Annotated in this window: 20 protein-coding genes and 3 pseudogenes; 7 read left to right on the top strand and 16 right to left on the bottom strand. The window is 60.9% G+C overall.

All coding sequences use genetic code 11. From position 1 onward, the window contains the following. Positions 1-10: 10 nt before the first annotated feature. The gene (locus tag OF122_RS06890; RefSeq protein ID WP_264227056.1) at positions 11-2,752 is read right to left on the bottom strand and encodes a baseplate multidomain protein megatron; all 2,742 of its coding nucleotides are present in this window, start codon (positions 2,750-2,752) and stop codon (positions 11-13) included. A 52-nt stretch (positions 2,753-2,804) separates the two neighbouring features. On the opposite strand from OF122_RS06890, the pseudogene OF122_RS06885 reads away from it, so the two are divergent. The 3 genes and pseudogenes from OF122_RS06885 (at position 2,805) to OF122_RS06875 (ending at position 5,351) form a co-directional block, all read left to right on the top strand. Next, a pseudogene (locus OF122_RS06885) lies at positions 2,805-4,361 on the top strand (ISL3 family transposase). A gap of 46 nt (positions 4,362-4,407) precedes the next feature. Further along, positions 4,408-5,037: a HEPN domain-containing protein gene (locus OF122_RS06880; RefSeq protein ID WP_264227629.1), complete on the top strand. Its 630-nt coding sequence runs from the start codon at positions 4,408-4,410 to the stop codon at positions 5,035-5,037. 14 nt (positions 5,038-5,051) lie between these two features. Beyond that, positions 5,052-5,351, top strand: a complete 300-nt coding sequence (locus OF122_RS06875) for a hypothetical protein (RefSeq protein WP_264227055.1) — start codon at positions 5,052-5,054, stop codon at positions 5,349-5,351. Between the two features lie 12 nt (positions 5,352-5,363). Here the strand turns inward: OF122_RS06875 and OF122_RS06870 are convergent. The 5 genes and pseudogenes from OF122_RS06870 to OF122_RS06855 form a co-directional block, all read right to left on the bottom strand. Next, positions 5,364-5,642 (bottom strand): annotated as a pseudogene (locus OF122_RS06870) (transposase); the annotation flags it as partial. A gap of 137 nt (positions 5,643-5,779) precedes the next feature. Next, positions 5,780-6,859, bottom strand: a complete 1,080-nt coding sequence (locus OF122_RS06865) for a transposase (protein WP_264227054.1) — start codon at positions 6,857-6,859, stop codon at positions 5,780-5,782. Positions 6,860-7,412: 553 nt separating this feature from the next. Next, a complete protein-coding gene (locus tag OF122_RS06860; protein WP_264227053.1) occupies positions 7,413-8,234 on the bottom strand; it encodes a helix-turn-helix domain-containing protein in 822 nt (273 codons plus the stop codon). 3 nt (positions 8,235-8,237) lie between these two features. Further along, positions 8,238-8,363 (bottom strand): annotated as a pseudogene (locus tag OF122_RS19750) (helix-turn-helix domain-containing protein); the annotation flags it as partial. A gap of 563 nt (positions 8,364-8,926) precedes the next feature. Then, positions 8,927-9,817 (bottom strand): LysR family transcriptional regulator, encoded by an 891-nt coding sequence (locus tag OF122_RS06855; protein WP_264227052.1) that lies wholly within the window; start codon positions 9,815-9,817, stop codon positions 8,927-8,929. Between the two features lie 107 nt (positions 9,818-9,924). Between OF122_RS06855 and OF122_RS06850 the strand changes: the two genes are divergently transcribed. The 3 genes from OF122_RS06850 (at position 9,925) to OF122_RS06840 (ending at position 14,237) form a co-directional block, all read left to right on the top strand. Continuing rightward, positions 9,925-11,496, top strand: a complete 1,572-nt coding sequence (locus OF122_RS06850; protein WP_264227051.1) for a proton-conducting transporter transmembrane domain-containing protein — start codon at positions 9,925-9,927, stop codon at positions 11,494-11,496. A 24-nt stretch (positions 11,497-11,520) separates the two neighbouring features. Further along, entirely contained in the window at positions 11,521-13,956 is a 2,436-nt protein-coding gene (locus OF122_RS06845; protein WP_264227050.1) for a YbcC family protein, read from the top strand. Positions 13,957-14,069: 113 nt separating this feature from the next. Beyond that, the gene (locus OF122_RS06840) at positions 14,070-14,237 is read left to right on the top strand and encodes a hypothetical protein (protein ID WP_264227049.1); all 168 of its coding nucleotides are present in this window, start codon (positions 14,070-14,072) and stop codon (positions 14,235-14,237) included. A gap of 111 nt (positions 14,238-14,348) precedes the next feature. On the opposite strand, the gene OF122_RS06835 is transcribed toward OF122_RS06840, so the two are convergent. Both OF122_RS06835 and OF122_RS06830 read right to left on the bottom strand, forming a co-directional pair. After that, positions 14,349-14,741: a chemotaxis protein CheW gene (locus OF122_RS06835; protein ID WP_264227048.1), complete on the bottom strand. Its 393-nt coding sequence runs from the start codon at positions 14,739-14,741 to the stop codon at positions 14,349-14,351. A gap of 654 nt (positions 14,742-15,395) precedes the next feature. Further along, a complete protein-coding gene (locus OF122_RS06830) occupies positions 15,396-16,283 on the bottom strand; it encodes an abortive infection family protein (protein ID WP_264227047.1) in 888 nt (295 codons plus the stop codon). Positions 16,284-16,364: 81 nt separating this feature from the next. On the opposite strand from OF122_RS06830, the gene OF122_RS06825 reads away from it, so the two are divergent. After that, on the top strand, positions 16,365-17,207 hold the full coding sequence (locus OF122_RS06825; RefSeq protein WP_264227046.1) for a BglII/BstYI family type II restriction endonuclease: 843 nt from the start codon (positions 16,365-16,367) through the stop codon (positions 17,205-17,207). On the opposite strand, the gene OF122_RS06820 is transcribed toward OF122_RS06825, so the two are convergent. The 8 genes from OF122_RS06820 to OF122_RS06785 form a co-directional block, all read right to left on the bottom strand. Then, the gene (locus OF122_RS06820) at positions 17,208-17,840 is read right to left on the bottom strand and encodes an MT-A70 family methyltransferase (protein ID WP_264227045.1); all 633 of its coding nucleotides are present in this window, start codon (positions 17,838-17,840) and stop codon (positions 17,208-17,210) included. Between the two features lie 199 nt (positions 17,841-18,039). Further along, a complete protein-coding gene (locus OF122_RS06815; RefSeq protein ID WP_264227044.1) occupies positions 18,040-18,534 on the bottom strand; it encodes a DUF433 domain-containing protein in 495 nt (164 codons plus the stop codon). Then, positions 18,531-18,851 carry a hypothetical protein gene (locus OF122_RS06810; protein ID WP_264227043.1) on the bottom strand — a complete coding sequence of 107 codons (321 nt, stop codon included), beginning with the start codon at positions 18,849-18,851 and terminating at the stop codon, positions 18,531-18,533. The genes OF122_RS06815 and OF122_RS06810 overlap by 4 nt, the downstream gene beginning before the upstream one ends. Then, complete coding sequence (locus OF122_RS06805; RefSeq protein ID WP_264227042.1) at positions 18,817-19,179, bottom strand: hypothetical protein; 363 nt, start codon at positions 19,177-19,179, stop codon at positions 18,817-18,819. The genes OF122_RS06810 and OF122_RS06805 overlap by 35 nt, the downstream gene beginning before the upstream one ends. Beyond that, positions 19,172-19,708 carry a hypothetical protein gene (locus OF122_RS06800; RefSeq protein ID WP_264227041.1) on the bottom strand — a complete coding sequence of 179 codons (537 nt, stop codon included), beginning with the start codon at positions 19,706-19,708 and terminating at the stop codon, positions 19,172-19,174. Before OF122_RS06800 ends, OF122_RS06805 begins: the two co-directional genes overlap by 8 nt. Beyond that, on the bottom strand, positions 19,701-20,288 hold the full coding sequence (locus tag OF122_RS06795) for a hypothetical protein (RefSeq protein ID WP_264227040.1): 588 nt from the start codon (positions 20,286-20,288) through the stop codon (positions 19,701-19,703). Before OF122_RS06795 ends, OF122_RS06800 begins: the two co-directional genes overlap by 8 nt. Further along, the gene (locus tag OF122_RS06790) at positions 20,285-20,494 is read right to left on the bottom strand and encodes a hypothetical protein (protein ID WP_264227039.1); all 210 of its coding nucleotides are present in this window, start codon (positions 20,492-20,494) and stop codon (positions 20,285-20,287) included. The genes OF122_RS06795 and OF122_RS06790 overlap by 4 nt, the downstream gene beginning before the upstream one ends. A gap of 13 nt (positions 20,495-20,507) precedes the next feature. Beyond that, on the bottom strand, positions 20,508-21,743 hold the full coding sequence (locus tag OF122_RS06785; protein ID WP_264227038.1) for an AAA family ATPase: 1,236 nt from the start codon (positions 21,741-21,743) through the stop codon (positions 20,508-20,510). Between the last annotated feature and the right edge of the window lie 127 nt (positions 21,744-21,870).

The raw sequence follows: 21,870 nt of genomic DNA, 5'->3' as shown, positions 1-21,870 counted from the left end.
GGGATGGCCTTCAGAGTATCAGCGTGACGGTTTTTGGCGCACCCCGTCCCACGAGGGCGGAGAGCTGATAGATGCGGATGTCGAGCGTGTCGCCGGGGTCGAGCGGCGCGCCCCAGTCGGCGGTCTGGGCGGCGGCGGTGTAGACCGCGCTGGTGGTGGCGGTGCTCAGCACACGCTTCACGGTGGCGCCGTCGAGGATCTCGACCTCATAGGCTTCCAGTTCCTCGCCGAGCGGCACCTCCAGCCCGCCCCAGCTGTCGGCGGCGAGCGCGCGGGACCGGCGCGTCCAGCGGATCGTCAGATCGCCGGGCGTGCGCGGCGTGCGCCACGGCTGCTCGACATGCGCGACCGAGAACGGCCGCAGCCCAACGCCCTCGGGCGCGAATGACTGCGCCACATAGGTCTCGTCGCTAACCGGCCGGCTCGCCGGGCCGATGCGCCAGTTCCACGGGATGCCGAGATCGGCCTCGGCGATTGGTAGCGACGCCAGCGCATTGTCCAGCACCACGACCCGCGCGCCCGCAGGCGCCGGATTGCCCATGGCAACCTCGGTGCCGCGCTGGCCGCGCAGGAGCCGGGTGAGCCGATACCGACCCGGCGCCAGCAGTTCGGCCGCGCCGGCCTGCACGATCTCCCAGACGCCGGGCGCACTCTCGATGGCGAGCGCATTGGCGCCGCCGAACAGCGTCAGGTCGGTGACGCTTTCCAGCGTGCCGGTCAACAGGTCGACGACCAGCGTATTGCCGAGATCGAAGCGCGAGGTGGGGCCCGCATAGAAATCCGAGACCAGCGTCCCGATCCGGACGCGACTGCCGAACGTCGTCAGCAATTCGAAGCCATCGGTCGAGGGACTGCGGAACACCGCCATCTCGCCGGGCCAAGGCATGGCGTGCGCGGCGACCAGCGGCCGATGCGCGGGCAGGTCCTCGGTCAGCTGCGGCAGGTCCAGCAGCACCGCATCCGGCGCGCCGAACACGACCGCCCGCGTCAGTGACGCCGCGCGGGGATCGCCAGGTGGCAGGTCGTAGGTCGCGCGGTCCTGGCGGACCGCCTCGATGCTGCGCCCCTCGGCGTCGGCGATGGAGACGAACCGCAGATCGACCAGCCGCCCGTCATGCTCCAGTTGGATCGCGTCGGCCGGATCGAGCGCCAGCCGCGACGGCGGCAAACGGAACGCCGCCGTCTCGCGCCCCACCCAGGCCTCCATCAGCGCGCGGCGGCAGCGGCGCTCGGCTTCCTCGGGCGGCACCGCCATCGGGAAGGACTCCGACGCGATGCGCGTGGTGTCCACGGTGATGCGCCGCGCGTCGACGAGGGCAGCATCGTAATCCTCGTCGGCGCGGGCCAGCTGCCACTTCAGCGCCTGCGGCAGTTCGGTCTCCTGGCCGCGCGTTAGTTCCAGCACGTCGCCTTCGCGGGCGGCCACCAGATCGTCGGGCGCGAGGGTGGCGACGGAGGCCCGGCCGCGCATGAAGAACCGGATCACGCCTTCGGTCTCGACAGCATCGAAACCGAAGTGGCGCGACAGCGTGGTGATCGACGCGCGCGGGCTTTCCAGCGCGGCGATGGCATAGCCTTCGACCGCGCCCCAAAGCCCGGTGACATCGACCCGGGACTCGGGCAGCCCCGCCCGCAGGCAGAGGTGCCGGACCAGTGCGGCCAGCGACACTGCTCCCAGCCGCCCCGTCAGCCAGTGGCCGAGCCGCCAGTTCGCGCCGTCGGTCCAGACATCGGTCAGCGCCGGAAAGAACGGATAGGGCCGCGCGTCCCAGGTCCAGGCGGCGCATTCGGGCACATGCACCATGCGGCCGCCATAGACCGAGGAGACCGGGTTGTTCGCGGCCTCGCCCCACCAGAGCCAGGTCGCCTCGAGATAGGCGCGCTGGATGGCGTCGTCGCGCCAGCCCCGCGAGAAGTGCGGCGTGAAGCTCTCCGACGACTTCGGGTCGAAGAAGACGTTCGGCTGGTTGGTGCCCCGGTCGATGGCGGGACAGCCCAACTCGGTGAACCAGATCGGCTTCGACTGCGGCGCCCACGCCGTCGGCGTGCCGCTCTCCACCCCGCCCGGGCGGTCGTAATGCGGGTTCGACCACCAGGCGCGCAGATCCTTGTAGCGGAAGACCCACGGCTTGGCCGCCGCACCATCGGTGATCGGGGTGCGAACTTGCGCCGCGCGATCCGCCGCACTGGCATAGAACCAGTCGAAGCCCTCGCCGCCCGCGATGTTCCCCTGCAGGTAGGGCCGGTCGTAGATCGCGGGCCAGCCCTCGGCCGCGTCGAGATGCTCGAAGCCGTCCCGCCAGTCCGACAGTGGCATGTAGTTGTCGATCCCAACGAAATCGATCTCCGGATCGGCCCAGAGCGGGTCGAGGTGAAAGAACACGTCGCCGCTTCCATCGACCGGCTGATGCCCGAAATACTCCGACCAGTCGGCAGCATAGCCGATCTTCGTCCCCGACCCGAGGATCGAGCGCACATCGCCGAGCAGGTCTCGGTAGGCCTGCACCGCCGGATAGGTGGATGCGCCCGAGCGGATGGTGGTCAGCCCCGGCATCTCGGTCCCGATCAGGAAGGCGTCCACCCCGCCTGCGGCCGCGCAGAGATGGGCGTAGTGCAGCACCATCCGCCGCAGGCCCCAGTCGCCGGAGGGCCCGGTCCAGGAGACCGACTGACCCGAGACGCTGAAGCTCGCGGTGTTGATTGCCGCTGAGAAGTGACCCGGTATTTTCACCGAGAATTGGCTCTGACTCACATTTGCTGTTGTTGTGAACAAGGTTTGTGCCGGTTCGTAGGAGGATCGGCAGATGCGGCATGGTTTTCAACGCGCAAGCTTGGCGCCGGATGGTTTTGCAATAGATGCGGTGCAGGTCGTGGCGGATAGGGTGCGAATCCTGCTGCGGTCTCGCCGATCCTGGGGAACCTGCCCAGGCTGTGGCGGACGTAGCCAGCGCGTGCAAAGCCGTTATAGGCGCCGGCCGGCAGATTTACCCCTTGGAGGCCGGCGGGTAGAGCTCTCGATCCTGACGCGTCGATTTTGGTGTGATGGTGTCCTCTGCGGGCGCCGCATTTTCTGCTAGCGGTTCGATGACGACGTCCTGGCCCGGTACGGCCGGCGCACGCAGCGCCTGGAGACCATCGTGCACCATCTTGGGCTGGCTTTGGGAGGACGGCCGGCAGCCGGTTTTGCCGATCGTCTCATGATACCGGTAAGCAAAGATACATTGCTGCGTGTCGTCCGCAGACGTGCTTCTGCGCACGATGAACATCTCTCAGTCATCGGAATCGACGACTTCGCTTTTCGGCGAGGACAGACCTACGGAACCATTGTTTGCGACCTGGAGCGTCGCAGGCCTGTCGCGCTGCTACCGGACCGCGCATTAAATACTTCTCGCGCATGGCTGGCCGAACACCCCTCGATATCGATCGTCGCGCGAGATCGTGGCGGCGGCTATGGCGAGGCAATCGCGAGGGCCTTGCCCAATGCGGCTCAAGTCGCCGACCGTTGGCACCTCATGGAAAACTCGAGCCGTGCCTTCCTCGATGCCGTCGGCAAATCCATGCGCCAAATCAGACAGGCGGTCGGCAGCAAGATCGTCGATCCCAAGTTGCTGACCTATGCCGAGCGGCTTCAATATGAGGGATATCTGCGCCGCCAAGAGACCAATGAAGCCATTCGGGATCTGTCGAAGACGGGAACCTCAATCCGCCAGATCGTCCGTCAGACGGGCCATAGCCGAAAGGTCGTGCGCGATGTTCTGCGCGGCCAACGCTTCGACGTCTTCCGCACGCGACCGAGTTCGCTGGATATCTGGCTTCCTTGGCTAAACGCCCGCTGGGAAGACGGCGCGCGGAACGCCTTGGCGCTCTGGCGCGAGATGCGGGCGCAGGGGTTTCCAGGGCAAAGCGGAATTGTCTCGCAATGGGCGCAGCGCCGGCGTCTCGCCGAAAAAGCCAATCAGAGCGGGCTGGCGCGAACACCATCCGCGCGTGTGATCGCCCGGTTGCTGACCACTGCGCGCGACGACCTTGCGAAGTCCGAAGCGATCTTGGTAGCAGCGATCGAAATAAATGTGCCCGAACTGGTTGTCGCCCGCACCGCCATCGGCGACTTTCAATCCATGATCCGCTCGAAGACAGCGACAAAGCTGGAGGAATGGCTTCAAGCAGCAAAGCCCAGCTTAGTGAGCTCATTTGCAAACGGTGTCGAAAAGGATATGGCCGCCGTCAGAAACGCGATCATCTCCCCCTGGTCTAATGGGCAAACCGAAGGTCAGATCACACGCCTGAAGCTCGTCAAACGGCAAATGTATGGACGCGGAAAGCTCGATCTGTTGCAGGCGAGATTGATCGGAGCAGTATGATCTCGGCTGCAGCAAATATGCGCCAGAGCCAGTTCTCAGCGAAAATATCTCCCAATCCCGGGTCACTTCTCAGCGGCAATCAACAGATTCTGATGAGACCCTGCTCGTTCAAAATACGATCCTGACGGCCGCAACCCTGTGGGAGAGCTTCGTCAACGACATGTTCATCGCTTACATCAATCGCGATTCCACCAGATTCCAGGATCATTTGCAGGATGCTTTCAAAGCTTCCCGCCCCCCTAAGCAGGACGTCATTGCCGAGAACTTCGTCACCGTCGCGTTCCCCAAGCATCTCACCGTCGACCTGATCACCGATCTCATCGACCAGCGAGGCGAGAACATCACGTTTTTCGACTATGGGGCGCTGAAGAAAGGTGCTGCAAAATATCTGATCGAGGATCATCGTACTGGCATAGACGGGCTATCGAACGCTCGGAAAGCTACGCTCTCGCTCTGGATCGCTCTGCGGAACGAGATCGCCCACAATTCCGAGCGCAGCTTCAATGCGATGAACGAAGCCATGAACGCTGGGGGGCTGCACAACACAGGCCTGCAGCGCGGGGTGAACAACGTCAAGCACGTAGGGGCCTATCTGAAGTCCAAGCCAACTCCGAACTCAAAGCCTCGCATCGAGCTGATCCTCGACGAAATGAAAGCCATCGCCGCTCTGATTTAGCTAGGTGAAGGACTATGGCCAAAAAGAAGAAGATGTCTTGGGACATCCCTGTGGATGAGATGTGGGAGAAATTCGAGGCCGCAGTCAAAGGCGAGACGCCCCGCGGGATGGCGATGGTGCATGGCGCACTCATCGAGGACGCGCTCATGAGATTGCTAAAGAGCTACCTCGTCGCAAGTGATGCCACCGACGCTTTGCTTGACGGTTTCAATTCCCCGGTGGGTACCTGGTCCGCCCGAACTCTATTGGCCTACTCGGTCGGTCTTATTTCAGAAGACGAGCGGGATGGGGACTGTCGGATATTTTGTGCCTGAGGCCCGTTTCCGTCACTGGCTGACGAACCTTTCGCCGAATGCGACGGCGAATTGCGTCTTGGCCTCGAACCACTCGCGCGGCGGGCGTTTCCATTGCTCGGCCGCGTGATTGAGCACCAGATATAGCAGCTTCATTGCCGCTTCGTCACTGGGGAAGTGTCCGCGGGTGCGTACGGCCCGCCTCAGCTTGGAGTTCAGCGCTTCAATCGCATTCGTGGTGTAGATGATCCGGCGCACGCTCTCGGGAAAGGCGAAGAAGGGCACGACGTGCTCCCAATTGCGCCGCCAGCTGGACACCCGCAAAAACTGTTGTTTTGGTTGCCGTGGGAGTTTGATCTCGGCTTGGGGGCGCCGTTTTGGTGCCGTTCCCGGCAATTTCGGCTGCGGTCGATCCCCGTTCGGGGTCATTTCCCCGTTTCCGGGAAGACTCATCCCATGATCGCTCGCTTTTCATGGAAGACCAGGCGGTCGAAATTGTAAGCCAGATTAGCCAGTGTGAGTTTCGCCTCCGCGCGCTTGATGCCGATGGTGCGGATGAACAGCCCGAACTTGTTCTTCTGGTGGGCAAACACGTGTTCGACCTTGGCGCGGATCGCAGACTTGGCGGCATTGGCTCGCGCCATGGTTTTGGGCATTGGCTTGCCCTTAGGCTTGCGCCGGTGAATGCGGCTGGTCAGCATGCGATCGGCTAACCATTTCTCGTTGCTCTGTGAGCGGTATGCACTGTCTGCCCAGACGTCGCTGCCGGTATTCTCCCTGTCGATCACCTGGCGCAGCATGCGACCATCGGCTGCCGTCGCCGAGGTCACCGCAGCGCCGCGGATGAAGCCATACCGGCGGTCGATGGTGATATGGCTTTTGTAGCCGAACACCGGAAGCGCGATCATGGGCAGCGGCGTGCCATCTTGTCGGTAGCGCACCTTGCCCCCGATCTTGAGCGTCCAGCGGGCATCGGTGTCCTTCTGGGCGGCCTTGGCCGGCTTATCAGGCCAGATCTCTTTCGCCGACTTGCCATCCTTGATGGCCTGCCGTTCGTCATCGGTATTGCGCTGCTTGGGGGCCGGCACCAAGCTGGCGTCGACGATCTGGCCTGACATCGGGATGTATCCCTTCTTGTTCAGTTGCCAGTCGAAAGCCTTCATGACCCGCTTGAGGGTGCCAGTCTCGGTCATCCGGTTGCGAAAGTGCCGGATGGTGTTTTCGTCAGGTGTCCGGTCCCCCAGCGAAAAGCCCAGGAACCGCATCCAGCTCAACCGATCCCGGATCATGAACTCGGTGCGAGCATCGGAGAGATTGTGCTGGGCCTGCAGGATGAGGATCTTGAACATGGCGACCGGATCGAAAGGCGGACGGCCGCCCTTGCTGCCATCGCTATAGCCCAGCTCCTCGACCAACCAGCCCCGGAAATACTCGAAGTCTATGGTCTGATCGAGTACCTCGAGCGGATCACCATGCTCACTGAGCGCTTCAAGATGATCGTTCAGGCTGAACAGCGACTTCGGATCCATATCGGCACTCCCCATGGTTCACCGAAGTGAATCATGAAGACGCTCAACAGGCCAGGGTTTTTGCGGGTATCCAGCTCAGGGCGATGGCCGGATAGCGCTGTCCCCAATAGCCGGCCTCGAACTCCTCCAGTGCCTTCATGTGAGAACGCTGATTTGCTGGTAATCCCGACCGCCGCCGGCACCCCGGTCGCTCTGCCCCAGCGCCGGTTCGCCTGGACGCCGCCGCTCGATTCGCTGTGCCTCTACTGTTATAATCGCCGCAATTCCTCCGCCGCTTTCCAGGCGTACATTGCACTCGCGCGTGACTTCACTGCAGGAAAGCTCGCGTAGCAACTCTACGGCGTGGCTCCCGGCCTTCGGAGGTCTGCTTGTGCTGCGGCCCGTCACCAAACCCGACAGTTTGCAACCACCGCTATTCAGGTAGCCGTCGGGCGCGAAAGCGATGTCCGCTTTTCGGAACTTACCGGAGCCGGTTGAATGTCTTAATAGGGGGCGCTTTCCTGCCGTTGAGGACATCGTAAACTTTCTGCCAGCGCCTCCCCGTTCTAGATACTCAAGCTACCAGTGCAACACCGGCACAATCCGTTAGATCGGCTGACGGCCATCGAGTTGCCGATGCATCCAGATCCGACATCTCAATTGTGCCGCGCCAGCCGCGCTTCAGGTGCACGACTGTCAGCTGGAATCCTGATGCTGGCCAATCCGAAGGCGTGGGAACCGTGATGATGCGTTTTAATCCAAATCCAGCAGACCTGATGTCTCGGATGCGTGCCCGGGTCGTAAAGTGGCTCAAAGGTGCCAGAAAAACGACGTTGTCAGAGACTTCCATTGCGTGAACCAGAAACGCGCGCATTTTGGAAAATGGCGGATTGGTTACAAGCCAGTCCACCTTTCTAGTCCATCCAAAAAAGTCCCTCCCCTGCGCTATCTCACACCATTCACGTTCAACGGTGGACGGAAACGTATTGAAAAAGGCTCCGTTGCCGCGGCAAGGATCCAAGACAACCCCTCTCAGTTCACCGCCGAACTGGGCCATGATGGATACCGCCAACGCCTCGGGCGTCATGACGATATCTCGCTGGGGGGTATTTGGTTTTGGGATCAGTCGCCGTCGCGGAACTGAGGGGTCTCGAACGTGACCTTGTTGGCCCAGGCAGCGCAGAAACGACAATAAGGTCGATTGGCTACCTCGAAATCTCTTTTCCAAGCTCAATATCGTCGGATGGGTGACGCCAATGCGTTTCGCCATCTCTCGTTGCGATACGCCCGCCTCCGATCGCAACCGTGCGAGAGCCGCACCAGGATGATCGATCAAATGCTCGGGCCACGCCCAAACCAGTCCAAGTGCTGCGACAACATTGGCGGCGGCGGACAAAGACCCCCTCCCCGCTTCAACAGCCCGCAGTGTCGGAATTGATATCAGGGCACGCTCAGCAAGAAGGGCCTGTGACAGACCAAGCGACCGTCGACGCTCTCGCAGCTGTAGGACAGTTTCGATGACCAAGAATCCTTCCTAGAATACAGCTCGTTCTAGAAAGGATCCTTTGCCAAAGGATGAACAACATTTGCATTTGCTGCGCGCCTCGACATCACCGTGCGAGGATTGATGGCCGCATAATCGCTGGCGAGAAATGCGAGTGACGAACGCAAGCGAAGTGCTAACCTGACCAAAAAACGAGTGAGCAGCGCAGATTCGGAAGTTAAAGCACGTTAACTTCACTTTCCTTGAATTGCCCGAAAAGCGCGACACGCCATGTTCCGATAATCGAAAGTTATCGGAACATGCCTTTCCGCGGGGAGCAACAAATGCCGTCCTCGAACGGCAGCAAAGCGCCCCAATTCCGGCCGTTCAGTCGGCTTCTCCGACTTCCCAAAAGCAGCCGGTCCGCTGAAATCAAATCAATGGCGGTTGCGGGGTGGATAGCGGACTGGCAGCCTTTAGGTAAAGTGGCCAGATTGCCGACTGGACTGCCCCTGGTTTGGCAAACATTTCTCTGCCTCATGCCTCATGCCTCATGCCTCATGCCGCTGCAGTCGATGGCCGGACACAACGCAACATCCGGAAGGCTAAGGGCCTTCATACTCAGCCACGGACTGCAGCAGCAGCCTGACCAATGGGTTGGGGAACCGCCGTTCGATGGTTACGGCATGAAATGACTCAACGATCCCCGGCAGCCGATCACCCTCGACCAGAACCCCGGCCGCAATCTCGTCCTTGACCACGATTGGCGGCAGCACTGCCAGACCGATACCCTCCCGCGCCAGCAGCCGCATCATGGCCATGTCCTCGACTTCAGCCACGATCTGTGGCCGCACGCCCAAGCGGTCTGCAAGGGCGTCAAACCCCGTGCGCACGCTGCTGTCGATGGTTGGCAAAATGACGGGGTGATTGCGCAGGCGGTCGGCAAAGCTCGCTGGCGGACGCAGCCGATCCGGTGTCCCCACCAGGCTGACCGTGCGTTCCGCCAGACGGTGGGTGACGAACGAGGTCAAGGCGTCCCCTGGTGGTGCCTGATTGAGGAGAATGACATCGAGGTTGAGCGCTTCGAGCGTGCGCAGCAACTCCCCCGACCCTCCTGAGCGAAGGATCAGATCGATATCGGTGCGTCCCAGGACGGGTCGGAGGAACTCCATCTGGAAGTTCCGCGACAGCGTCGCTAAAGACCCAACACGTAGTGCCTGGCGGGATGCTCCCGCCTGACCAAGCGTGTCCAGCATCTCCTCGCCGATGGCAAAAATCGTGTCGGCGTGGTCCAGGACGATCTGCCCGGCCTCGGTCAAATGGAGTTGGCGACCCCGCCGTTCGAACAGCGGATGCCCGAGGCGCCCCTCGAGTTTGCGGACCTGGACCGAGAGGGCCGACTGCGTGACGTTCAGCCGCTTGGCCGTGCGCGTCAGATTGCCGTCGTGAGCGACGGCCCAGAAATAGCGAAGATGATTGTAATTCAGCGCCGACATGACGTTCGATAATAACGAACGTATTGACGAAAACAATGAATTTTATCCTGACCCCACGCGTCGCTATGGAGTGGCAGTCCGACTGTTACTGATCTCCGGAGATTGCCGTGTCGATCTACCTGCTCCCGCTCTGCGCTCCATTGCTTCTGTTTGTTGCCGCCGTTTATGGCTGGATGCGACCCGGCAAGCGCGCACCCATCGTGGCAAGGCTTGCAGAAGGCGCGGCGTTTGGCGGACTTGTGATTGCGCTCGCTGCACTGGCGCTCCTCGTCCTGCGCGGTGAGGGGGACAGTGGATTGATTGGGTGGGGTGGAATCGGCCTCTCGGCCCGGCTGGACGCCGTGAGCGTCACCATGCTCCTGCTTGTCGCCTTCGTCGGCTGGATCGTAGTGCGATATGCCCGCACCTATCTCGATGGCGAGGCCCGGCAGGGCTATTTCATGGGCTGGCTTTGCGCAGCCCTGGCTGCCGTTCTCCTTCTTGTCCAGGCGGGCAATCTGGCCCAGATCGTCCTGGCCTGGATTGCGACCAGCGCGGCGCTGCATCGCCTGCTTCTGTTCTATCCTGAACGCGTGGCTGCACAGCGTGCGGCCCGCAAGAAGCGCCTTTTCTCCGGGGTCGGCGCGGTTGCTCTGGTGGGCGCAGCGGTCCTGTTGTGGGTGAGCTATGGCACGACGGACATCGCCGCGATCAACGCGGCTGCCCGGACCGGCGGCGCGTCGGGGCTGGAGATTGCAGCGGCGGCCATGCTGGCGCTTGCCGCTGTGCTGAAATCGGCGCAGTTCCCCACCCATGGCTGGCTCACCGAGGTGATGGAAGCGCCGACGCCGGTTTCGGCGCTGCTGCATGCCGGTGTTATCAATGCCGGCGGCTTCCTGCTGATCCGCTTCGCCGATGTCATGCTGACCTCCCCCGGCGTGCTCGCCGTTCTGGCCATGCTGGGCGGGTTCACGGCCCTGTTTGGCGCTTTGGTCATGCTGACGCAGCCGTCAGTGAAGACATCGCTCGCCTGGTCGACCGTCGCCCAAATGGGGTTCATGATGCTGCAATGCGGATTGGCGCTCTTCCCGCTGGCGCTGCTGCATATCGTTGCCCACTCACTTTACAAGGCGCACGCCTTCCTCGCATCCGGCGGGGCGGTCGAGCAGGTCGCGGCCATACGCCGTCCAGGTCCTGTCGCAGTTCCAGACGGAACCGCTGTGGGCCGTGCCTTCCTCATTGCGCTGGCGATCTACGCCGCAATTGGTGCGGCGTTCGGATTTGCCTTCGGCTTCGACCATAAGTCGGCTCAGGCGCTGGCGCTGGGGGCAATCCTGATCTTTGGTGTCGCGTATCTTCTCGCCCAGGGCCTGGCCGATGCTGCACCGCGTCCGCTGACCCGCAAGACCGCCATCTATGCCAGCGCCGCCGCAATCGGATATTTCGCGCTCCAGACCATCGCCGAATGGATGACGGCCGGCGTGCTGCCGGCAACCCCGGCGCCTGGGCGGCTCGAATGGACCCTGATGGCGCTGGCCGTGCTCAGCTTTGGCGGTGTGGCTGTGGCTCAGGCGCTTTTCCCGCTCTGGACCGCGCACCCCGCAGCGGCGGGGCTGCGGGTCCATCTCTCCAATGGCCTTTATGTCAATGCCACCCTCGATCGTCTCCTCGGTGGCTGGTCGCTGTCCAAAGCGCCGTGATCTGATCAATTCAAGGAATTTTCGATGCTGACGATGACCATCCACGCGCCGATCCTGCCATCAGAAGCGGTTATGAGAGCGGCAGATCGCGCGGCGCGCGCCATACCGCCGCTCTGGCCGCTGGCTTCAAGTGTTGCCGTGAATCCCTTTCTTGGCCAGTCGGGCGAATCCCTTGCCATGGCAGCCGCGCGACTGCGTCTGGTCGGCGGCATTGCACTCACGATGCCTCGCCACTGGTATGCCGAGCGGCTGCAGTCTGGCGACATCACAGACGCCGATTTGAGAGCCGCTTTCGAGGCAGCGCCAGTGGTGCTCCGCCCCACGACTTTAGCCGCCCTGAAGCAGGCCGCTCTCGTCGATCGGACTGCGCCCCGGGCCATTCCGACGGTCGCCGAACTGGCGCGCGATGTCTCCTCGATCGACTGGCCCGGTATCGTCAATGACCGGATCGGCCACTGGGCATCAGGCTATTTCGACCAAGGCCAGGCGCTTTGGGCCAGCACTCCGGCCAGCGGCGCATTTGCCGCGTGGCGAAGCGTCGCCACCAATGACCTGACGCCTGAAATACTCGGCCTGGCCGGTTTTGCGCAGGGTGTGGCAGATGCACCTGCAGAGGCCAAAGAGGCCTTGGCAATCTGCGTCGCCCACCTGGGCCTCGGTGAGGCGGCGCTTGAGAGCTATTTCCACCGCCTTCTAACGAGTCTGGGCGGCTGGGGACAGGTGGCCCGCTATCGGTTGTGGCAGGCAGAGCTTGGCGGAGCGGTCGATACGTCCGTGACCGACCTGCTTGCCATCCGCATCAGCTGGGAGGCCGCCTTGCTGCGCCAATACGCGGCCAAGATCGGGCCGCAGCTTGCCGCTGCGATGCTGGCCTTTGCCGAGCCCCTGGTCGCGACCCCTGACGATGGCGTCGATGCCATCCTGCAGGAAGCAGCCGAGCGCGCCGCGCAGAGACGGCTGCATGGCCTTCTTGCTTCACGGCCTCCCGCGCCAGCAGCTCCGGATCGGCCCAAGCTCCAGATGGCCTTCTGCATCGACGTGCGTTCGGAAGTGTTCCGTCGCGCGCTGGAACAGGTCGACCCTGGTATAAGAACAATGGGGTTTGCCGGCTTTTTTGGCCTGGGGATCGGCCACCGCCGCTTCGCTTCGGACGTGGTGGAGGCGCGTTTGCCCGTGCTTCTGACCCCTGGGCTATTGACACACGCGGGAGGGCTGACGCCGCAGACGCAGGCCGACGACGTGGCCACGCGCATCAAGGCGCGTGCAAAGCGGGCGTGGGGTCGCTTCAAGCTGGCAGCAATTTCCTCCTTCGCCTTTGTCGAAGCGACCGGCCCGCTCTATGTCGCCAAGTTGCTGCGTGACGGACTGGGTTTGACACGGCACGCTGCGCCGAATGATCCGGCGCCGCAGCCGGAGAGCACGCTTGACCTTGAGACGCGGCTGACCATGGCCACGAGCGTGCTCAAGGCAATGTCGCTGACCCGTGGCTTTGCGCGCTTGGTGCTGCTCGCTGGGCACGGCGCCAATGTGGTCAACAACCCCCATGCCAGCGCGCTGCATTGCGGCGCATGTGGGGGTTATTCGGGTGAGACTAATGCGCGGTTGCTTGCCGCTTTGCTCAACGCCCCCGATGTGCGTGCGGGTCTTGTTGAACGCGGCATTGCCATTCCACAAGACACGCTTTTTCTGGCTGCGCTGCACGACACGACGACTGATGCGGTCAAGGTCTATTCGGATGATCATGACGCGCTGGGACATGCTCAGGACCTGGCTCAGGCGACGACCTGGCTCGCCTCTGCGGGTATCTTGGCGCGGGCAGAACGCGCGCTGCGCTTACCCCGCGCCGCAGCAGGGCAGGATATTCTGCATCGCGCCCGCGACTGGGCGGAGTTGCGCCCGGAATGGGCCCTCGCCGGCTGCCAGGCCTTCGTGGCCGCGCCGAGGCTGCGCACGGCCGGAAGCGACTTGGCGGGACGAGCTTTCCTGCATGACTATGACTGGCGGCACGATGAGGGCTTCAAGGTCCTGGAGCTGATCATGACGGCGCCGGTTGTCGTCGCCAGTTGGATAAGCCTGCAATATTATGGGTCGACCGTAGCGCCCGAACTCTTCGGCGCGGGCAACAAGCTGTTGCACAATGTGACCGGCGGTATCGGTGTGGTCGAGGGGAATGGCGGGCTGCTGCGCGGCGGGCTGCCCTGGCAATCGGTTCACGATGGTGACCGGTCCACACATGAACCGCTTCGACTCTCTGTGCTGGTTGAAGCGCCGCAGGATGCGATCAACGCGATATTGGATCGCCATCCAGAGGTCCGCAAACTGTTCGACAATCGCTGGCTTCATCTGTTCGCCCTTGACGAGGAGGGTAGAATGGCCTGGCGCTATGTCGGTGATCTGCGCTGGGACCAGGACATCGGCGGAACAGATCGGGAGCACCGGGCGGCACAGGCTGCAGCGTAATATTCGATCGGCAGTGGAGGAATGGAAGGTGTCGTCCCCCGATGACGTGCTGAAGGAAAGTGAGCAACGTATCGCCTGGGCGCTTGCTCATCCCGATCTCAGCAACTGGCTGAATGGCGCCCTACGAGATGCCCGTGCGCGACCCGGTCGAGGTTCTCAACGAGCTCGAAATCCTGGTCGTCCTGCTGCGCACGGATTGTGAGGCAAGGTTGCGCGTGGCCTTGCCCGAAGAGGAAGTCTTGAGCGCGGAAGGCGAGACAGCGAACCGCCCTCGTGGTTGAGAAAAAGGCCACGATGCCCACGTAGAAGGCTGCTTGCAAAACCAACAGGCGCTCAACGAGCGGGGCGATTTCCGCAGCCGATTTTTGAACTTCGGTCGCGGTCGTTGCAACCTAGGCGAACTCTGCGCTTTCGCCGAGTAGCAGCGCTTTCAGATCGAGGATGATGATCAGGCGCTGATCGTTCTTGACTAGTCCGGAGACGCAGCCGGCATCGCCCCGGCCACCCTTGGGCGCCGGTCGCAGTTCTTCGCCCTTGGCAAAGATGATGTCGGACATCGAATCCGCCAGAAGGCCGATGTCATTGGCTTTGAGCGAGACCACCAGCACCACCTGTCTCTTGCTTTCGCTATCACCGCCTCGACCGCCGAGCAGGGTCACGAGATCATAGACCTGGACGATGCTGCCGCGGATATCGAGGACGCCCTTGGCGCCCAAGGGCTGGTTGGGAAGCTTAGTTACCGGGGCCCAGCTGTTCGCTGTCTTGGCGTTCGCGGTGTCTAGCACGGTCGCTGATCTGACGACCGCCATTCCCTATTTCGGTGCGGTCAATGTTCTTTTTCTGGAGGGCAGCTTGTCATACTGGGATCGAGCCTTTTACCTCGCGCTCTACTGCTTGTTTTATTGCAACCCGTTGATTGTGTTGGTCGGCGCGCGAGCATTGTCTCACCACCAATCGGATACGATTTTTTCCGCCGTTCGTACTAGCGTAGATTGGGCCTTCTCGAAGCTCACGGCCCCTGTAACCGCTGGCGCAGCGGTGGTCTTGTTGCTCGATGGGATCAGGCGACTATGGTTCAATCCATAATGCATATTACCCGTCTGCCTCACGGCTACTTTTGGCATGACTTGCGGCATAAATGATTGACCAGAATGGCGTCGGAGGCCGAATGTCGGCTATCTTCGTTTTCATCTCAGAACCGGACAGGCAGCAATCGGCCCCCAAACGGACGGCCCGCGAAGCCACACAATAAGGAGCCCTGATCGTCAAGTGCGGGCACCGAGATGGGAAAGGGCAGTGCGCAGGCGGCCGTCATACATTGAAGTCGCGGAGCTTGTTTCCACGCACGGTGTTGCGCTTGCACGTTGGGGGCATCTGGATACGCGCACTATCCATTACATGCTTCAGCGAGGAAGACGGGTGCTAAAGCATTCGGCGGCTTAGTCCGACGATATTGCCCGCGCCAGCTTTTCGCCCGGATGCTTCATCTCCCAAGTCTCGATCAGGAATAGCGCGATTGCGCTGGCCGAATAAACTGCCAACCTTGCGATCCGGGTGTCCACACGTCGAAAACCTTTCTCCCTGCCGTGCGCGTCCCCACCATGCGTTCTTAGGGCGCCTATGCTTCTTACAGCCGTAACCAGCCCGGAAAGCGCGTTTCTGACGTCCTCGGCGATCTCATCAGGTATGCCATCTTTGGTGGGAGAAAGTCCGAGCGGCTCCTGAACGGCTCGATACAAGCCACTAAGATCGCGCTTGGCCGGTAGCCCGCCCTGGAGATCAACCAGAATAGAACGGCACACACTTTCTACGATCGAGCAAGCCGCCGTTACAGCATCCTCGGGGTCGGAAGTGGCAGCTGCAAGTGCGCGATCGACATCCCGTTTTACGGTATCAAAGCCGATCGCTTCGACCTTTTCTGTTAGAGCCACCACGGCTCCACTATGCTGCTCCAGCTCAACAAGTCGCACGCGCTTTCCGTCGAACTCGAGCTTGAGGCCGTCGAACTCAAGACGCTCGTTCAAATGGTCAACAACAGCGCGCTGCCTTACTGGGTCGCCCAGAAAATCTCTTGGGTCGGCTGCCCTCTCGATTATCCTCTGTGAGAGTTCATCATCCCAATGAGAGAGAAAGACCCTGGAAAGCGTCGACCGCACCGAACTCACCCGGCTGGGGCCCTCATCGAGATCCAAACCAAAAGCGGCGAACCAAGATTTTAGTTCATAGGCAGTGCGATAGATGCCTATCGGCTCGCCGAACCCTGACGGTCCGCCCGAAATGACCTGGGCCAATGCTTCTATCGTGTGGCCGGAAATGTCGATTCGCATACCCGGAGTTTACCTCAGCCGCCGCAAAGTAGATCTCGGAAAGATTGACGATAGGCTATGAGCGACTGGGGGTGTGATTCTATGACTGATTCCGAAGACGAAATTGAGGTTGAAGATCTGGATATCGAAGGCGATGAAGTCGACGTCGAATCTGATGATGCGACCCTCGTTCCGAGCGATGCCGCCGATCCCCAATCAATCGTCGATGCGAAGGTGCCCGAAGACATTCGAAAAAAGTTCGACGTCGTCAGCTACAGAAATGCGGCTGTAATTCTTGCTGAAAGCCGGAAAGCCGAATTTGAGGAGCTGCTGACCTTTCTGCGCGATTTCAAAATCACGACGACGATGATCCGAACCGCCGGCGGCAATGAGTCGGACATTCCAAAGCTGTTCTCCGCCGGGCTACGGCAGCACGGTTGGCATGAGACAACAATTTCCGGTGACCTGGTGGTGCGCCTGGATTGGAAAGAGCAGATCGGTATCACAGCGGGCGGCAAGCCAAAATTCGAGAAACGCGAAGCTGAGATCAGGCGCGAGAATTACCTCGATGGCCATAAAATCGATTACGTGAAGAACAAGGTGGCGTTCGATCTGGAATGGAATTCAAAGGATCAAACCTTTGACCGCGACCTGTTCGCCTTCAGCACCTTCTTTCTCAGCGGCGCCATTGACGTCGGCGTCCTGGTGACCCGAAGCGCATCCCTCAATCCAGTTTTTCGCGATATGGGGCCGGCGCTAAAGAAAAACGGCGATATCGAGATGAAGGACGGTCAGCCTCGCCCAACTGCGCAGAAATATGGCGCCTCGACAACCTGGATGGGTAAGCTGATATACCGGCTGAACGCCGGCCGTAATGGTGGATGCCCTGTGCTGGCTGTGGGCATTCGTCCGGAATGCATCAGCGACTGGCCGCCGGCTGAATAGCTACTCAGCGGCCACGATAGTGCTGTTATAGGAATAGGTATCCCAGTTCGGCGCATAGGTGTCTTCAGCCTGGTTGCCCCAAACTTCCCAGCCCTTGCGAACGCCACGCGAGAACAGCTCCAGATACGGCCCAGGCGAGCACGATTCAATCAGAGGATACTGCTCATCTGGCTTCCGCGAATGCTCCCGCTTGCGAGAACTGATGTAATTCACCTGCGAACGGCCAGGATCCAGGGTGCGGGCATTCTTGCCGCGCGTTCCGAACAGGATGATTTCAGTGACATTGCGGAAATAGAAGCCGACGCCACGACCATCAGACCCGCCATCCTTGCGAACTTTGTGCCAGACGATATTGGCTTTGTAATTGAAGCCCCAGGCCCTCATCACCTCTAGTCCATCTGGTAGAAGGGCGTTCGGCACCCACAGATACAGGTGAGCGGTGGGCGCAGCCACCTGATCAACCGGCAGCGCACAGATGTCACCGAGCTTCATCGTGCCATAGCGGTTGAGCCGCTTGTGCTCGGGCGCCACCTTTCCCGTGCGGTTCAAAAACTGCCAAGGGGGATCGGCAAGGATCGTGCGAAACCTTTGCTGTCCAACCTTTTTGAGGAGATCGCGTCCGGCTTCGTCCATCATATCCACCTTGATTCGTTGTTCTTATTCTGTTTCACGCACGTTAACAGGTCATTTACCGACAGCAAGTGATCTGGGGACACACATTGCCACAGTTCACAGTTCGCCGCGGATACAGGGAAGGCGAAGCTAAGGCGCGTTAACTGCCATAACCTGCAATATGGCCCTCAATTCCGCCGTGCTATTGCAGGTTATGGTGTCACCTCCGATCCCGCCATTCACGAGCCGCATACGTCGTCGCCAAGTCGTCTCCGAATTTCTTTTCATGCCAGCGCATCACCGCGTCGAGATCGGCTCCAGGGTGAGCGGTAAGGATTTCTCCCAAGGCGCAGGTGGCGATCATCATCCCGGCGATCTCGAAATAGGAATCGCCGTCGCCGACGATTTCGATATCTGCGGCGGGATATTCGTCAGCCAGTTTTCGAAGCGCATCATTCGGCCGCCGCTTGAGGACTTCGAGACCTCTCTCATCATAGCCGCTGCTCTCATGTAGCGACAGTCTCTCCCGCGCCCAGTCGATCACTGCTTGCACGCTGCCGGGCGGCAATGTCGGATAAGCTTCCAGGATTTCGGCTTCCGGCTTGCCATCCAGGATTTCGAGCAAGACTGTTTCCGGTCGAATGCGTGTGCCTTCGATGACCGGATCGCCGGACATGACGCCGGGGACGCTGACAATTTTCGGCAGATCAGTCATCGTTCACCCCTCTCATGCTGCCGCACCATCTCCATTGCCGCCTCGATCACGTCGTTGTCGGACGGATATGCCGGTATCTCGAGCCGCGGGAAATACGGCCGTGAAAAATCAAGCGCTTTCCTGACTTCACGGACAGCCAGCGCTTTCCCGTCGCCATCAATGATCTCTTGCAGTTCAGCCATTGCAACGTCGAAGTCGATGCTGCGGCCAAGCTCATGTTCGACCATAGATTTTGCGAGCATCATCAAATCGAGCATTCGCTGCGCGTAGTTAGAAAGCGGCTCACCTGGGCGGCGGTCGAGGAGTCGTTCTGTCATCGGCCGCTTCCTCTTGATGCCGAAGCCACGCCTCCGGCGTCGCCGACACCCATTCCAAACGCGCCAGCCCGTCATAATCGCCGACAATCCAAACCCGACCGTCCTCCGCCCAGACCTGAAAATCGAAATGGCAGCCAGGTGGCGTCGGCCCCGGTGTCTCTGCCCACTCGGAATCCGGCTCGTCGAAGAACGTCATGCGCTCGAGCCAGCCCTGCAGCTCCGCAATCGGGATCTCCCTAAAGACATCGTTGACCCGCACGCAGGCGCGGACGAATCGCGATCCGCGACGCCACGCCGGCCCGAGGAATTCCCATCCGTTTTTACTCATCGTCCCACCTCCATTCGAAGACGACTTCAGGGCCGTCTGCATGAAACACCCACCCAGGCCCCGCCGCCTTGGCCGCCGACATGAATTCAGCCCGCCATTCCGGCGTATCCATGCGATTGCGATCATCGAACGGTCGCGGCTCCGGCATGCCGTGGCGAATCCAATCTCTCACGACGTCCTCCCATCCGGAGGGGAAAGAGGACGAATCGTGCGTTTCGGAGACGTCACCCAGCATGTCAGCGATCTTCATGCGCGGATTGAGCTCGAGCAGCCGTTGCCAGCGCGCCTTGTATTCTTGCCAGCCGTCCGTTAGCTCCGGCGTCAAGCCGTAGTATTTCTCGCCAATGGTCATCGACGGCGTGAACGCGGAATCCGCATTCCACCTTGGCCAGAATGGCCGGTCGTCAGGCACGACAGGTGCCGTCTTCCGCACAAGAACCTCGAAGAAATCAGGAGTGCCATCGCCGATTTCGAGCAACGCGGACCATTGCCGACGCTCTTGCGCGAGGCAGATTTCGATGTCAGCCATTACTGCCTCCCGCATGCTCATCACACAGCGTCCGCACATATCCGCCCGGCCTGAGTTCGCCAGGGGCACCACACTTTTCACAGATATGCCCGCTCAGATGCTCGGCGGCTTCAATGATGCGATCGAGACCGTCAACGACGTCGGGCTCAGCTTCATAGTAGATGCGTAGCGTGCCGTATTTTTCCTTGACCTGAAGCGTCTCCCATCTGTTCGCCGCACCCAACCCAACAGCCAGATGGAAGACCGAAAAGAGGAGGTCAAACCAGCCTGGATCGACCGCGAGCGATACACGGCACGCCTTGAAGTAACTCGACAGATCATCGAGATTTACTTGCGTCGGCAGTTGCCCACGCTGCCATCGAGAGCGTGTTGCAGTCGCCAAGACCTTGAGCAGATCGTCTCGCGCGAACGGCGGCGCGGGAGAAAACTCGGTGCCAGCAAGCTTCGACGGCAGCGGACCTTGATCGACAGAATACCGGAAATCTGGCCCGTCGCCCTCGACCCCAAGCGTCGGCAACAAAGGATCGCCAGCCAGCGCGGCGTGGGCGATCTTCAGGAATTCTTCACGTGCGCTATTCATCGATTCCATCCTTCCCACAACAGGGTTTTCCATTCGTCGAGAAAACGGCTCTGGCCCATCTCTTTCGAAACATCCGGCAGCCCGTCCGGACCGATAGCGAGGCAGCGCTCGGCCGCCTCGCGCAGTGCTTGTGTTTCACCCTTGGTCGCGATGTCGTGCAAAAGGGCTCGCATGGCGTTCCAGCCACGATATTGTTCGCCTGTCATGTCCGATGGCCCTTTAAGCTCGGGCCATCATGAGTTGATCGCGACCCTGCAGCAGGACCTCGACCGCCCTCCTGAGTTTCCGCACCGAACCGCCGCCCCAGGCTTCCTTCACGATCGACATCTCGTCCTCGGCAAGCGGCGGATACCAACGCCTATCGAGACCCTGTTCCTCCGCGATGTCCTCCACGATGTGCTTGACCAAGTCGCCGACGTGCTGGAAATCAGGATCGGGGATCGGAATTACCCGGCACCGGTCCCGAAGTGGCATCGGGATACCATCCAGGCTGTTCGCCGTGAGGATGTAGGAGACCCACGACAGATCGACCTCGGTTTCGAGTGCAGGGTCGCGAAAGGCCCTGGCATTTCCGCGGTCGAGAAACGCCAACAAGGTGTCGATCAGATTTCCGTTGTAACGGCCTGTGCCAGCTTTATCGATCTCATCGAGCACGATCAGCGGATTCGCCGTTTTTGAGCTGTTCACGCACTGAAGCGGGATCGAGCACCCTGCGCTTGACCAATTCGCACTGATACCTCCGAACATCCCATCGCTGACGCCGGCTGCATTGAAGACCGTCGTGTGCAGACCCAGCTGCTTACCGATGCCGCGCGCCAGCGACGATTTTCCCGTGCCCGCCCCTCCAACAAGTATAGTGGGCCTGATCCAGATCGGGTCCTGGACTGACAAGTCCATCAAGATCTGTTCGATTTCGTCGTCGAGATGTGGCCATCGCCCCGCCAAGGCGGCGAAATGTGAGCCGACGCCGCCGCGGGTAACGAGCGGCAATGCTTTTCCGGCCGTGGCCTTGAAAAGATCGCGGATGTTTTTGCGATCTTTGCCACCCGCCGTTTCCAGAGGCGGGATCACGGGGACTTCGTGCGTCTTCGGTCGCCCGAAATCACCGCCCGCACGGGGACTTTCAGCACGATCTTCATCTACGAGACGTAGTACGTCAGCATGCTCTTCGAAGATTTCTTCGAGCCGTTTTTGCTTTTCGCTCTCGGCCTGGTCGGCAGCTTCAAGCGCCCCTTCGTAGAGCACGAGAGCGTCCCGTTGACGGCGAAAAGTATCCAGCGCGCCTTCGACGATGTCGTCCATAGCACCGGCGCGCCACTCTTCTCTCAAAAATCCGTGGGATGACTGAAAGCGCAGACCGCTAATGAAGGCGCTCTGGAAGAGCGCACGCAGATCGTGAAAGCGCGACGTGTCTTCTTCGCAGATTTCGGCGACTGCATCGTCATCGCTGAGCAATGCAGCGTGCCAGGAGACTTTGTATCTGTGTTGATTTCCGCTGAGAAGTGACCCGGTTCAGGGAGATTTTTCCACTGAGAAGTGACCCATGTTTGAACGCTATCCTGCTCGTTTTGGGCGGGAGATT

The sequence above is a fragment of the Pelagibacterium flavum genome, assembly GCF_025854335.1.
Classification (GTDB): Bacteria; Pseudomonadota; Alphaproteobacteria; order Rhizobiales; family Devosiaceae; genus Pelagibacterium; species Pelagibacterium flavum.
The sequence above is the reverse complement of the archived record's forward strand: the minus strand, read 5'-3'. Positions and strand labels throughout refer to the sequence as shown.